The sequence below is a fragment of the Rhodococcus huquni genome (genome assembly GCF_055231055.1).
Map to the genome: position 1 here is coordinate 156,782 of NZ_JBUYWE010000003.1, position 16,206 is coordinate 172,987.

Consider the following 16,206-nt stretch of genomic DNA (forward strand, 5'->3'; position numbering starts at 1 on the left):
CTACCGAAGGTCTTCACCTCGCGCCACGAGCGCCGTCAGTGCTGTGATCCACAGCGCCGCGAACTCGTCGACCTCTGTCTTCGACAGAATCGCAGAGGGGAATCCCATGAAGGCCGACAACTGCCTGCCCTTCTCGGTATCGGCGACCACCGACTGGATGTCGAGAACGGCCTGAGCCGGAAGTGCACTCTTGTCGGCGCCACCGAGATCGGGTGAGTCGAGGGCCGGGATCCAACCCAGATCCCGCAAGCCTTCCGGGATCTCGTCGGCACTGACTCGACCGATGTAGTTGAAGACGATCTGCGGCTCCGCCCATTCCCGCATGACGGGTGCGGTGTCCTCGTTGAGGTACCGCAGCATGCCGTAGCCGATTCCCTTGTCCGGAATCACTGCCAACTGGTCACGCACCGCGTGCACCGCGTCGACCGCGGACGGGCCACCCATCAGGGCGTCCGACACGTCGATACCGGCAAGATCGAGCCGCGCCGGGTACATCGTCGTGAACCAGCCGACCGTGCGCGAGAGGTCCGCACCGGGGACCACGGACTCCTCGCGGCCGTGACCTTCCAACGTGACCAGCGTGGCCGCATGATCGACTCCACGGGCTCGACGCCACTCCGTGACTGCCATCGCCAGCGCGGCTCCCAGCACGTCGCCGATCTCGCCGCCGAACGCACTCGGAACGTCGCCGAGGAGCGCCTCGGTGACCTGTACCGGCACATCCACCCGGGTGCGGGTGAGCGTGTGGAACACGTCGACATCCAGATCGAGCGGTCGCGAACCGAGCAACGGATCCGGACCGTCGAGGATGCCTCGCCAGACGTCCAGTTCGGAAACCCGTTCGGGCAGTTGCGCTGCCTCGATCAGGCCGTCCGTCCACCGGCGGAGCGACGTCCCCACCGGCTGCAGCGAAGGCACGGAGCCCTCGGCCACCTGCGCGCCGGCGATCGCGAAGTCCGGGACGAGTGTTCGCCAGGACACCGAATCGACGACGAGGTGATGCGGAACCACGACGAGTCGCCCGGGCACCGACGGATCGGTGGGGTCGAGCCATACGAACCGCAGCATGTCGCCGGTCCGAGGATCGAGGCCCGCGAGTGCGTTCCCGAACTCGACCTTGATCACTTCGGCCAACGACTCCGGCCCCGATTGCGCAGCGGGATCGAACTCGGCCCGGTCGACCACACGGTCGACGGACACCGAACCAGCAGGAGCGATCTCGAGTCGCGGCCCCTGGTCCGTGTCCACCAGTGTCGAGCGGAAGACATCGTGGGTATCGACCACGGCGGTGACCGTGTCGACGATCTTGGTGCGGTCGATACCGACGGGCAGGACCAGCGTCATCGGCATCACGAAGCGGTTGTAGTCACCACCGCGCTCGACCATCTTCGCGGCGATCGGAGTGAGAGGAACGGTACCGACACCGCCGTCCGCGTACTCCTCGAGCGTGACGACGTCACCCGAATCCACGGTCGCGGCCAGCTGCGCGACGGTGCGTCGCTCGAACACGTCACGCGCCGTGAAGTGGATTCCTTCCGCTCGAGCACGCGCCACCAGCTGAATCGACACGATGCTGTCGCCGCCCAACTCGAAGAACGAGTCGTCGATACCGATGCGATCGCGTCCGAGCAGATCGGCGAACAGAGCCGCGAGCTTGGTCTCCGTGGCTGTTCGGGGCGCCCGGAACTCGGTGGTCGCCGAGAACTCCGGAACAGGCAGTGCTCGCCGATCGAGCTTGCCGCTCGTGCCCATCGGAAGAGAGCCCAACACGACGATCGCATCCGGAACCATGTACTCGGGCAACGACCGTGCCGCGAACTCGCCGAGTTCGGTGGTGTCCACAGCTCGACCCGATTTCGGCACGACATACGCGACCAGCCGCGAGCCGACCTCGCTCTCGTGCACGATCACGGCGGCCTTCGACACGTCCTCGTGCGTCGCGAGAGCGGACTCGATCTCACCGAGTTCGATGCGCAGGCCACGGATCTTCACCTGGAAGTCCGTGCGGCCGACGAATTCGAGCGAGCCGTTCTCGTTCCAGAACACGAGGTCGCCCGTGCGGTACATGCGGGAGCCGTCGTCCGCGAACGGATTGGCCACGAACCGGTCTGCACTCGCGCCGCGACCACCGACGTACCCGCGAGCCAACTGCGTGCCCGCCAGATACAGCTCGCCGGGAACTCCGACGGGTGCCGGATTCAGGCGACCGTCGAGAACGTACGCACGGGTGTTCCAGGCCGGCGAGCCGATCGGCGCAATGGTGTGCGCCTCCGACGTGTTCACCGTGTACGCGGTGGAGTTGATCGTCGACTCGGTCGGGCCGTAGAGGTTGACCAGTCGGGCGTCGCCGAGTTTCTCGACACGGCCCGCAGTCGCCTGCGGCAGCGCCTCGCCACCGGCGAAGACCAACCGCAGCGATCCGCATCGGTCCGCATCCGCGACCTCGAGGAACATGTCGAGGACCGTCGGCACGAACTGGATGATCGTGACCGATCGGGAGGACACGAGTTCGGCCATGTATCCGGGGTCCCGATGCCCGTCCGGGCCCGCCACCACGAGCTGACCGCCGACGGCCAACGGCAGGAACAGTTCCCACACGGAGGCGTCGAACGTGAACGGCGTCTTCTGCAGGAGCACGTCTTTCGCACCGATGTCGTACTCGTCGCGCAACCAGGACAGCTGATTGACGAGTGCGCGATGCGTGATCTGCACGCCCTTGGGTCGGCCCGTCGAACCCGACGTGTACAGGGTGTACGCGAGGTTGTCGCTGCCCAGCGTTCCCAGTCGCTCGCCGCGCCGCACGGGTGAACCGTCGAACGCCGTCGCATCGACGTCGCCCATTCGCACGACGGGGGTGTCCCCGACTGCGAATGCGGGATCCGAGGTCACGATGCATGCCGGCTGTGCACTGGCCACCACGTACTCGACGCGCTCGATCGGATGCTCCGGGTCGATGGGCACGTACGCGCCACCGGCCGCCACGATCGCGTAGAGCGCGACCACCATGTCGACCGAGCGCGGCATCGCGACACCCACCACCAGGTCCGGTCCGACCCCGATCGAGATCAGGTGCCGCGCCAGACGGTTCACCCGAGCGGCGAACTCGGCGTAGGTCAGCTCCACACCCTCCGCGACTACAGCAATGGCGTCGGGGGTGCTCGCGACCTGGGCGTCGAACAAGTCGACGACCGTCTTCGCGTCGACGTCGTGGCGTGTGTCGTTCCAGTCGTCGACGACGAGTGCCCGCTCCGCCGCAGTCAACAGATCGAGGTCTCCGACGAGAGTCGAACTGTTGGTGGCGATCGTGTTCAGGACCTTCTCGAGCCGTGCACCGAGCCGCTCGATCGTCTGCAGATCGAACACGTCGGGGAGGTACTCGAGTGCCAGCGACACCTCCGAATCCGACTGCGCCAGCAGCGTCAACGGGTAGTGCGACTCGTCGGCGATGGCCACTCCGGCAACCCGCAGACCGTCGATGTCGCTGCTCTCGGTGAGGCCGGCCCGGTCGATCGGGTAGGACTCGAAGATCGTCAATGTGTCGAACAGGCCACCGATTCCGGCGATCTGCTGAATCTCCGGCAGCCCGACGTGGTGGTGGTCCAACAACGCGGACTGCTCGGCCTGCAGACGCTCGAGCAGACCCACCATCGATTCGTTCGGATCGATGCGCACGCGGATCGGCAAGGTGTTGATGAACAGACCGATCATCGACTCGATGCCGGTGACCTCCGGCGGCCTACCCGACACGGTCGCGCCGAACACGACGTCCTCGGAGGCGGTCATGCGCGACAGCAGGAGTCCCCATGCGGCCTGAACGATGGTGTTCATCGTGACACCGCGATCGCGCGCGACCCGCGCCAACTCCTCGCTGACCGTTCGACCGACCTGAACCGAGTACTTGATCGGCTTGGGCCGATCCTCGCTGCTCGGAGCCGGTGCGGGCGCAACGATCGTGGGAGCCTCGAGGCCCGAGAGAGCCTGTGCCCACGCGTTTCTGGACACCGGCGCATCGCGTTCGGAGAGCCAGCTCAGGAAGTCGCGGTATCCGCGGACCCGCGGCAGGTGCGAGGCGTCGCCACGCGTCGCGTACAGAACCAGCAGGTCCTTCATCAGCAGGGGCATCGACCATCCGTCGAGCAGGATGTGGTGGTTGCTGATCGAGAAGCGGTACTCGTCGGCGCCGACCCGTATCAGGAGGAACCGCATGAGCGGCGGCTTCGCCATGTCGAAACGGGCCGTTCGGTGCTCGGCGAGAAGTCGACGAATCTCCGCTTCACGCTCCGGGTCGGCGAGCGAACGCAGGTCGACCTCGTGCCACGGCACGTCCACGTCGTCGAGAACGACCTGAATGGGAGAACCCGCCTCGTTCTGCACGAACGCCGTCCGCAGATTGGAATGCCTTGCGACCAACGCATTCGCAGCGGCGCGCAGGCGCTCGGCGTCCACCGTCCCGGCCAGGTCCAGCACGACCTGAGCGGTGTAGACGTCGACTGCCTCCTCGGCAAGCACCGAGTGGAAGTACATACCGGACTGCAGCGGAGCGAGCGGCCATACGTCCCCGACACCGGTGTAGTGATCCTCGAGGACCTCGAGCTCACCCTGTCCGATCGAGACGAGCGGAACGTCGGAGGGAGTGAGTCCACCGCTGCCCGGCGCCGTGGCGTATTCGGCCAGCGCCGCTGCGGCGGTGTGCCACAGCCGGACCAGCTCGGCCACCTCGTCCGCGTCGAGAATTCCGGTCGCGAAGGCGAAGCTCGCGGACAACTCCGGCCCCGACGCGGTATCCGATGTCACCGCGTTGATGCTCAGCACCGCGGGGGCGACCATGTCGTCGTCCATCGCGCCGCCGAACTCGCCGCTGTCGGAGTCCGGCATCCAGCCGAGTGCACGCAGTTCTTCCGGCACCTCGACCGCTCCGGCTTTGCCGAGGTAGTTGAAGCCGATCTGCGGGGTCGGCAGCGATTCGAGAGCTCGACCGGTCTCCTCGTTGAGGTAGCGAAGGAGTCCAAATCCGATTCCGTGATCCGGGATCGCAAGAAGCTGTTCCTTGACTGCCTTGAGGGCGATACCGGCTCCGGGGCCGCCGCGGAAGGCGTCGTCGAGATCGGCTCGTCCGATGTCGAGGCGAACGGGGAACAGGGTCGTGAACCAGCCGACGGTGCGCGCCAGATCGGCACCGGGAACGGTCTCTTCCTCACGGCCGTGGCCCTCGAGGTTGATCAGGACCGAGCTGTCGGCGAGGCCACGTCCGGCACGCCACCAGGAGACTGCCAACGCGAGCGCCGTCAGGAGACCGTCGTTGACGCCGCCCTGCACGACCTCGGGCACCTTGGTGAGCAGTGCGTCGGTCAGCTCGGTGGAGAACGTGATGCTCGTGCGCGAAGTGGTCGACACGACGTCCCGCTTCGGGTCGAGCGCCCTCGAGCCGAGCAGCGGGTCGCTTCCCTCGAGAGTCTGCTGCCAGAATCCGAGTTCGGCGATGCGATGTTCCGACCGAGCCTCTTCGACGAGGCCGTTCGCCCAGGCCCGCATGGACGAGCCGGTCGCCTGAAGCTGCGGGGTCTCACCGTTCGACACCTGCGAGCCCGCGGTGACGAAGTCGGGCACCAGAATTCGCCAGGAGACGCCGTCCACGACGAGGTGGTGAGCGAGCACCAGCAGTCGTCCACCCGTGCCGCCCAGTGCCGGGGCGGGATCGAACCAGACGAACTGCACCATCCGCCCTGCAGCCGGATCGAGACGATCAGCTGCACGGTTCATGGCCTCGCGTCCGAGTTCGGCGAACTCGGGAGTACCGGGAACATCGGTGATCTCGATGTGTTCGATCAGATCCTCGGCGCTGAAAGCCTCTTCGACGGAGAGGGTTTCGAACACCCGATCAGCCCCCGAACCGGTCAGGCGCGAGCGCAGCACGTCGTGCTGCGCCAGTACGGCATCCACGGTCGTCACCACATTGCTTCGGGTGACGCCCACCGGCAACGTGAGCAGGACCGCCTGCGAGAAGCGGTCGAAGCTTCCCGCGGTATCGAGCAACCAGTGCGCGATCGGAGTCAACGCAACCGGACCCACGCCGCCGCCGGGCAGCTCTTCGAGGGTGACGACCTCCGAATCCGAGGTCCACACCGCCACTTCCGCGAGCGCCGCGACCGTCTTGCGTTCGAACACGTCGCGGGCGGCGAACAGCACACCGGCCGCCTTGGCCCGCGTGGTCAGCTGGATCGACACGATGCTGTCGCCACCGAGCTCGAAGAACGAATCGTCGACGCTCACCCGATCGACGCCGAGGACCTCGGCGAAGACGGAGGCGATCGTTTCTTCCATGGCGCCGGAGGCGCCGCGGAAGTCCGAAGACATCGAGACGAACTGCGGTTCCGGCAGCGCCTTGCGGTCGAGCTTGCCCGCCGGGGTCATCGGCACCTCGTCGATCGGCATGATCGACGACGGCACCATGTATCCCGGCAGGGTTTCGGCCACGAAGGACGACAGCTTGGCGACGTCGATCGTCTCACCGGCAGCCGGCAGAACGTACGAGACGAGCACCGTCTGCCCCGTCTTCTCACGGTGATGGCCCATGGTGACCGCGAAGTCGACGGAAGGATGCCGACCGAGTTCCGCGTCGATCTCACCGAGTTCGATACGGAATCCGCGCACCTTGACCTGGAAATCACTGCGGCCGACGTAGTCGAGCACGAGTCCGTCTTCGCCTCGGACCCACCTGACGACGTCACCGGTGCGGTACAACCGCTCCCCCGGTCCGCCGAACGGATTCGCGACGAATCGCTCCGCTGTGAGCCCGAACCTGTTGTGGTACCCACGCGCCACGCTGGGACCGGCCACGTACAGCTCACCCGGCACACCCACCGGTACCGGCGCCAACCGAGCGTCGAGGACGACGACGTCCACGCCTCTGGTCGGGCCGCCGATGGTGACGGGAACCCCGGCCTGCATCGGCGTGCTGGAGGTGCTCCAGATCGTTGCCTCGGACGGTCCGTACAGGTTGTACATCCGTCGGCCGGGCGCCCAACGCGCCATCAGTTCCGGCGGGCAGGCCTCACCGGCGACCGAGAGAACCTCGATGTTCTCGAGGCCCACCGGGTCCACGGTGGTGAGGGCTGCCGGCGTGATGAAAGCATGGGTGACCCGCTGCTCCTTGAGCAACCGCGCCAGTTCTTCACCGCCGTAGACCACTCCGGACGCGATCACCATCGTGGAGCCCGCAGCCACCGCGAAGAGCAGTTCGAACACCGAGGCGTCGAAGCTCGGGGACGCGAAGTGCAGGACCCGCGACGCCGGCGTGACCCCGAGTCGCTCGCGCTGCTCGGCCGTCACGTTCGACAGACCTGCGTGGGTCACCACCACACCCTTGGGCATACCGGTGGAGCCGGAGGTGTAGATGACGTACGCCGCGTCGGTCAGCCTGATCGGGCGCAGGCGCTCGTCTTCGGCGATCGCGTCGCCCGACGCCTCTCCGCATACGTCCGCGAACTCCGGATCGTCGAGAACCAGCCAGTCCACGGTGTCGGGGAGATCCGCCACGTGCGTGGTCGTGACGAGACCCAATGCCACCGCCGAGTCCGTGACCATGTGCAGGATGCGCTCGTAGGGGTAGCTCGGATCGACAGGCACGAACGCGGCGCCTGTCTTGGCAACGGCCCATATCGACAACACGGACTCGACGGATCGGGTCAGTGCCAGCGCGACGAAGTCCTCGGCACCCACACCACGATCGATCAGCACGCGCGCCAACCGGTTGGACCGCTCGTCCAACTCTCGGTAGGTGACCGTCTCGTCGCCGCACACGATCGCTGCCGCCGACGGATCCTGCGATGCTGCGGATTCGAGAATCTGCAGCATCGTCGCGGGGTCCGCGGTCTCCGCGCCGAGTACAGGAGTGAGGGTGCGACGTTCGTCGCCGCCGAGGATGTCGATGTCGCCCACGGCGACCGACGCATCCGCCGTCACCGCGCGCAGGATCCACTGGAATCGGTCGGCGAATCCCGCGATCGTGCTCTCGTCGAACAGATCCGTGGCGTAGGTGAACACACCCCGCATGGAGTCGTCCTGGTCGGCGAGCGTGAGCTGGAGGTCGAACTTGGACGAGCTCACACCACCGTCGAGTCCCTGAATGGTCAAGCCCGGCAGTTCGAGATGTGCCTGCTCGACGTTCTGGAACGCCAACGCGACCTGGAACAGCGGCGTGAAGGCGGTGGAACGCTCCGGTTGGAGGATCTCGACAAGACGCTCGAACGGAACGTCCTTGTGCGTGAACGCGCCGAGGTCGTCTTGCCGCACGGACGACAGCAGATCGGCGAAGCGAATCTCCGGATCCACGGTGGTGCGCAATACGAGCGTGTTCACGAACATGCCGACGATGTCGTCGAGAGCGGACTCTCCACGACCCTCGATGGCGGTACCGATCGCGATGTCGTCGGTTGCACTCAGACGCGCCAGCAGCACGGCGAGCGCCGCATGCGCGACCATGAACAGCGAGGCGTTGTTCTCACGTGCGAGACCGGCGAGCCGCGCCCTGAGCTCGGCATCGATCTCGAACTCGAAGTTGGCGCCGCGCAACGACTGCGATTGCGGCCTCGGCCGGTCGGTCGGCAACGGCAGGACGTCCGGCAAGCCGGCCAAAGCCTCCCGCCAGTAGCCGATCTGCTTCGCCGACAGTGACTCCGGGTTCTTCTCGTCGCCGAGCAGTTCGTGCTGCCACAGCGAGAAGTCTGCGTACTGGACGTCGAGCGGAGCCCAACCGGGTTCCGTTCCCGCAACGTGTGCGCTGTAGGCGACGACGACGTCGCGCGCGAGCGGCGCGGTCGAGGCGCCGTCGCCGGAAATGTGGTGGATCACGATGACCAGCACGTGCTCCGAATCGGTCAACCGCAGAAGACCGGCCCGCACGGGTATCTCGGCAGCCACGTCGAATCCGCGAGTGACGAGTTCGATCACTCGGGTCTGCATCTCCTGCTCGTCCGACACGTTCTCGGTGAGCAGTTCGATCGACGCGTCCGCCCGGGAGACGACGACCTGTTCGGGGCCCGACCCCTTGTCCGGGTAGGTCGTGCGCAGAGTCTCGTGACGTTCCACCACGTCCGCCATGGCAGAGCGCAGCGCAGAGACGTCGAGATCGCCACTCAGGCGAATCGCGAGCGGGATGTTGTACGCGGCCGACGCCTTGTCGAACTGGTTGATGAACCACATCCGAGACTGGGCAGGCGAGAGCGGGATTCGCTCCGGGCGGCGCTGGGCCACCAGTGCCGGACGAGTAGCCGCTTCGGTCGACGACTGCTCGGCCCGAGTCGCGAGGGCAGCGACCGACGGTGCCTCGAAGAGTTCGCGGACTCCGATCGTCGAGTCGAGCGCAGAGTTCACCCGGGCGACGACTCGGGTAGCGATCAACGAGTTGCCGCCAAGGTCGAAGAAGCTGTCGTCGACACTGATCCGCTCGCGGCCGAGCACGTCCTCGAACACCGAGGCGACGATCTCCTCGACCGGGGTGCGTGGAGCCTTGTAGTGGTCACCCGTCGTACCGAACTCGGGTTCCGGAAGTGCCTTGCGATCGATCTTGCCGTTGATGTTGAGCGGCAACTCGTCGAGCGGGATCAGCGCGGCCGGAACCATGTATCCGGGTACCGACTTGCCTGCGAACGACGAGATGTCACGCAGGTCGAGGGTCGAATCGATCTCGGGCACCAGGTACGCGACGAGCTGATCCCCGGTGTGGCGATCGCTGTGCACGACCGCGACCGCCTGTGCCACGGACGGATGCGCCACGAGTGCGCGTTCGACCTCGCCGAGTTCGATGCGGAAGCCACGCACCTTCACCTGGAAGTCGCTGCGGCCCATGTAGTCCAGATCGCCGTCGCGGTTCCACCGCACGAGGTCACCGGTGCGGTACATCCGTTCGCCGCTACCGAACGGATCGGCGATGAAGCGCTCCCCCGTGAGGTCGTAGCGGCCGAAGTATCCACGTGCCAACTGATCGCCGGCGAGATACAGCTCACCTGTGACACCGACCGGCACCGGGTGCAGACGGGTGTCGAGAACGTAGGTACGGGTGTTCCACTCGGGACGGCCGATGGCCACCGAGCCCGCCGTCTCGTCGCCGCACTCGTAGTACGTGACACTGACTGCGGCTTCGGTCGGGCCGTACAGGTTGTGAATCTCCGCCGAGCTCACCGCTCGGAATCGGGTGACCACATCGGCGGGCAACGCCTCACCGATGCACAGGACACGGCGCACCGACTCGATCTGTCGCGGCTCCGCAACAGCCAGGAATGCCGACAGCAACGACGGCACGAAGTGCAGAGTCGTGACGGTCTCGGTCTCGATCAGGTTCGCGAGGTACGCCGGATCCTTGTGTCCGTCCGGGGTCGCGACGACGAGTCGCGCACCGGCAGTGAGAGCCCACCAGAACTCCCAGACCGAAAGGTCGAACGTCGCAGGCGTCTTGAGTAGAACCGCGTCGTCTCCGGTCAAGGGGTACTGCCCTTGCTTCCAGCGGAGCTGATTGGTGATTGCCGCGTGCGGCACCGCGACACCCTTGGGGCGTCCCGTGGAGCCCGACGTGTAGATGACGTAGGCGGTGTTCTCCGGACGCAGTGGCGCGATCCGCTCCGCCGCTGTGATCGGCCCGTCGGACAGTGCGCTCAGGTCCATCTCGTCGAGCGCGACCGTCTGCACCTCTCCCGGCAACGTCGGAGCCACCTGGGAGGTCGTGAGCACGCATACCGGCTGCGCGCTCTCGAGCACGTAGGCGGTGCGCTCGGCCGGATGATCCGGGTCGATCGGCAGGTACGCGCCGCCGGACTTCGCGACGGCGTACATCGCGACCAGCAGATCGACCGAACGGTGGAATGCGAGACCGACGATGGTCTCCGGGCCGACCTCGAGCGAGACGAGGTGTCGAGCCAGCCGGTTGACGCGCCGGTCGAACTCCCCGTAGGTCAGCCTCTCGTCCTCGAACACGATTGCGGGTGCGTCCGGTGTGGCGGCGACGGCCGTGTCGAACAGGTCCGGCAGTGTCGCTTCCGGCAACGGATGATCCGTCGCGTTCCACTGGTCCACGACGAGTGCGTGGTCGGCATCGTCGAGCAACGGCAGGTCACCGACCGGAGCATTCGGCGCTGCCACCGCGCCGGCGAGCACTCGCAGGAATGCGTCCGCGAACCGCTGCACGGTCGCCTGCTCGAACAGATCCGTGGCGAACGTGAAGACACCGGTCATGTCCTGGTCGACACCGCTGTCGCTGAGGATCAGGTGCAGATCGAACTGGGTCGTGTCGTGACCCACCTCGAGCGGCGCGACGGTCAGATCCGGCAATTCGAGGGTCGCCTTGGTGGTGTTCTGGAACGAGTACCCCACCTGGAAGATCGGGTGATGCGCCATCGAACGTGCCGGGTTGAGCACCTCGACGAGCCGCTCGAAGGGCACGTCCGCATGCGAGAACGCAGCCAGGTCGGTTTCGCGGGCACGATCGAGGATCTCGGCGAAGGCAAGACTGCCGTCGACCTGGACGCGCAAGGCCAACGTGTTCACGAACATGCCGACGACGCCGTCCAACTCGCGCTCGCCGCGCCCCGCGATGGGGGTGCCGACCGCGATGTCCTCGGCACCGGACAAGCGTCCGAGGAGGATCGAGAACGCGGCGTGCACCACCATGAACACACTGGCGTTGTGCGCCTTCGCGATCTCCGCGAGCTGCTGGTGCAGTTCGGAGTCGACGGTGAACTCGACGCGTGAACCGCGCAGCGTCTGCTGCGGCGGGCGCGGCTGATCCAGCGGCAGCTCGAGCAGGTCCGGTGCGCCGGCGAGGGTGTCCCGCCAGAAGTTCACCTGCTGCGTGAGCAGACTGTTCGGATCGTCCTCGCTGCCCAGCAGCTCTCGCTGCCAGATCGCGTAGTCGGCGTACTGCACGGCCAGCGGCTCGAATTCGGGCGCACTTCCGGACAGCCGTGCCATGTAGGCGGTCATCACGTCACGAACGAACGGTGCCAGTGATTCACCGTCGGTCGACACGTGGTGAATGACCAGCGCGAGCACGAAGTCGTCGGACCCGATCTCGAACAACCCGATGCGCACCGGCGGAACGTCTGCGGTGACATCGAATCCGGTGGTGGCCATGGCGACGAGGCGCTCGCGCAACTCGTCCTCGCTCACCCGAACGGGAGTGACGTCGAGCGGCAGCTGTTCCATCGGAAGGACCACCTGATGGGCACCTTCGGCGGAATCCGGGTACACGGTGCGCAGCGTCTCGTGCCGCTCCACGACGTCGAACACGGCGGCCTGCAGCGCCTGCGGGTCCAGCTTCCCGGTCAGCCGCACTGCCATCGGGATGTTGTATGCCGCAGAGTCCGGATCGAAGCGGTTGATGAACCACATCCGAGACTGTGCCAGCGACAGCGGGATACGCTCCGGTCGCGGCTTCGCCTTCAGCACCGGGCGGGTGTCCGCGGTGCCGGTCAGCTCCGCCACTCGAAGAGCGAGCGCTGCCGTCGTCGGCGCCTCGAACAGCTCTCGCACACCGATTCGCGTGCCGACGGCCTGTCCGATGCGGGAGACGACCCGCGTTGCACTGAGCGAGTTGCCGCCGAGATCGAAGAAGCTGTCGTCGACGCTCACCGCGTCGGTGCCGAGCACCTCCGCATAGATGTCGGCGATCATGATCTCGGTGGGTGTCGACGGTGCACGGAACTCCGTGCTCGCCGTGACGAACTCGGGTTCCGGCAGACGCCCCCGGTCGAGCTTTCCGATCGCGGTCAGCGGAATCTCGTCCAGCGCCACGATCACGGACGGCACCATGTACGGCGGCAGCGACTCCGCCACCACGTTCTGCAGTGCATCGGCGTCGACCGAGAATCCGGTTGCGGGCACCACGTAGGCGACCAGCGCGGTCTGTCCCGCGGGGTCGGGATGGCCGACGGTCACCGCGAACTCGACCTCGGGCTGCGAGGTGAGAGCGGCATCGATCTCGCCGAGTTCCACACGGAATCCGCGCACCTTCACCTGGAAGTCCGAGCGGCCCACGTACTCGACCTGATGTCCCTCGGTCCAGCGCACCACGTCGCCGGTGCGGTACATGCGAGCGCCGGGCTCGCCGTACGGGTTGGCGACGAATCGCTCCGACGTCACGGAAGGACGGTTGTGGTACCCACGCGTGACGGACGGTCCACAGATGTAGAGCTCGCCCGGGACCCCGACGGGGACGGGGCGCAGCCGCGAATCGAGGACCAGGGATTCGACACCACGCAGGGGCGAACCGATGGTGATGCGTTCGCCGACCTCGAGCGGGTCGGTGATCGTCACGATCACCGTCGTCTCGGTCGGGCCGTACGCGTTGCGCATCTCACGGCCGGGTGCCCATTTGGCAACAAGTTCCGGTTTACAGGTGTCGCCGCCGACCACAACGGACTTGACCGAGTCGAGTCCCTCGGGGTCGACCGTCATCAGGGCGGTGGGAGTCATGACGACGTTGTCGACCCGCTCACGCCTGATCAGGTCTGCGAGTTCGTCGCCACCGAACACGTCGGCAGGCGAGATGACGAGTGTGGCACCGGCGCTGAAGGCCGCGAGCAACTCACCGACCGACGTGTCGAAGCTCGGCGACGCCACGTGCAGGAAACGCGACTGCGCCGTCACGACGTACTGCTCGCGCACCTCACTGGTCAGGTTCGCGAGACCTCGATGGGTCACCACGACGCCCTTGGGCTTGCCCGTCGATCCGGACGTGTAGATCAGGTAGGCGGGGTGATCCACCGACAGAGCTGCCACGCGATCGTCGTCGCCGACGTGGCCGGCCGACTGCGCAACGACCCCGGTACCGGTGTCTCCAGCGCTGGTTGCCTCTGCCTCGGCGTCTTCGCTACCGAGCACCAACCACGGCACGGTGGTCGGAAGCTTGGGCTTGATCGAGCCGACCGTGAGACCCATGACCGTGCCGGAGTCCTCGAGCATCTCGGTGACACGCTCGAAAGGTAGCTTCGGATCGATGGGCATGTAAGCGGCGCCCGACTTCGCGATGCCCCAGATGCCCACGATCGATTCGATGGACCGAGTGATCGCGAGAGCCACGTAGTTCTCGGGCCCCACACCTCGATCGATCAGCGTCCGCGCCAACCGGTTCGAATGCTCGTCGAGTTCACGGTAGGTGAGCTCGTGTCCTTCGAACGAGATCGCCACCGCGTTCGGATCCACGTCGACACCGGAGCGCAATAGTTCCGGAAGGGTCTGCGGAGCCACCGATTCGGGACCACGAACCGGCGCGAGTGCAGCCTTCTCCCCCGCGTCGAGAATCTCGATGTCGCCGAGGACGACGTCGCTGTCCGCAGCCAATGCGGTCAGGATCCGTGCGAACCGGTCGGCGAACAGACGAACCGTCTTCTCGTCGAAGATGTCGGTGGAGTAGTCGAACTGGGCTGCGATGCCCGCCGGTTCCGCGTCTTCGAATCGCTCTCCGAGGCTCAGCTGGAGATCGAACTTCGCCACCCCCAGCGGCGCCTCCATCGCAGAGATCTCCAGGCCTGGGAAAGTCATCTCGACGTCTTCGTTGTTGTCGAACGACAACGCGACCTGGAACAGCGGCTGATGCGCGGTGGAACGCGGAACGTCCAGTACCTCGACCAGTCGCTCGAACGGAACGTCACTGTGGCTGAAGGCATCCAGATCGGTCCTGCGTACCTGATCGAGCAGATCGGTGAACGTGTCGTCGGGATTCACCGAGGCACGGAGAACCAGGGTGTTGACGAACATGCCGACCAGACGATCGAGCTCTTCCTCGCCGCGGCCTGCGACCGGCGTGCCGATGGCGATGTCCGACTGGGACGAGAGTCGCTCGAGCAGAACGGCCAGTGCCGCGTGCACGACCATGAACAGCGTCGAATGCGTCTGCCGCGCGATGTCGAGCAGTGCCCGGTGTGTCTGGGAATCGATCGTGAACCTGGTCGAGTCACCACGTAGCGACTGCACGGGCGGGCGGGGCCGATCCGTGGGCAGTTCGAGCAGTTCGGGCAGACCACCGAGTGCGTTTGCCCAGTAGTCCAGCTGGCGCGAGACCAACGACTGCGGGTCGGACTCGTCACCGAGTGCCTTGCGCTGCCACAACGAATAGTCCGCGTACTGAATGGGCAACGGCTCCCAAGCGGGCGCACTACCCGCGGCGCGGGACGCGTACGCCGCCATGAAGTCCGTGAACAGCGGAGCCAGCGACGCGCCGTCCGCGGAGATGTGGTGAACCACCATCATCAGCACGTAATCGGCGTCGCCGATCTCGAAACATCCCACTCGAATCGGGACGGTCTGGGTGACGTCGAAACCGGTGGTCGCGAACTCCGCCAGACGGGCGCGAAGGTCGTCCTCGCCGTCGACTGCGATCGGCGTCAGATCCGACACCACATCGGCGGACGGCAGGATCACCTGTTGGGCATCGTCGCCCGCGATCGGGAACACCGTTCGCAGCGACTCGTGACGTTCCACCACGTCGGCCCACGCCTGCCCGAGGGCCTGCAGATCGACGGATCCCTTCAGCTGCACTGCCAGCGGCAGGTTGTAAGCCGGTGAGGTCGTGTCGAACTGGTTGATGAACCACATCCGCTGCTGAGCGAGCGACAGCGGAATGCGATCGGGGCGGGCTCCGGCGACCAACTCCGGTCGCTCTTCCCCCGTGCCCGAGCTCTGATCGAGCAGCTCCGCGAGCTCCTCCACGGTCGGGCGCTCGAAGCATTCCCGGACCGACAGGTTCACGCCCAAGGCCGCGCGAAGGCGCGCGGTCAGTCTGGTGGCGCTGATCGAGTTACCGCCGAGATCGAAGAACGAATCGGCTGCGCCGACCCGCTCGACGCCGAGCACGTCGGCGAACACTCCCGCGACGGCTTCTTCGGTCTTTGTTCGCGGCGCAACGAATTCCGCCTGCGTGACGTCGATCGCCGGTGCCGGGAGGGCCTTCCGGTCGAGCTTGCCGTTCGCCGTCATGGGCATGGCAGAGAGAACCATGATCACGTCGGGAACCATGTAGCTGGTCAGGAATCCGCCGACGAAGTCCTTGACGTCGGAAGGCACGAGGTGCGCTCCGACCTCGGGGACGACGTATCCGACGAGCTTGTCGCCGGCGTCGTGATCCACGTGGACGAGGCACACGGATGCGGCGACGCCGGGCGCACGCAGCAGCGCGGACTCGATCTCGCCCATCTCGATTCGGAATCCACGGAGCTG

At 66.2% G+C, this 16,206-nt stretch carries 1 protein-coding gene (running past one end of the window); it reads right to left on the bottom strand.

Annotated elements, in window-relative coordinates:
* Positions 1–16,206 carry the final stretch of a non-ribosomal peptide synthase/polyketide synthase gene (locus tag ACZI8R_RS07325; RefSeq protein ID WP_463378925.1) on the bottom strand. The gene runs 17,586 nt beyond the window's last position, so only the last 16,206 of its 33,792 coding nucleotides appear in the window; its start codon lies beyond the right edge, outside the window; its stop codon occupies positions 1–3.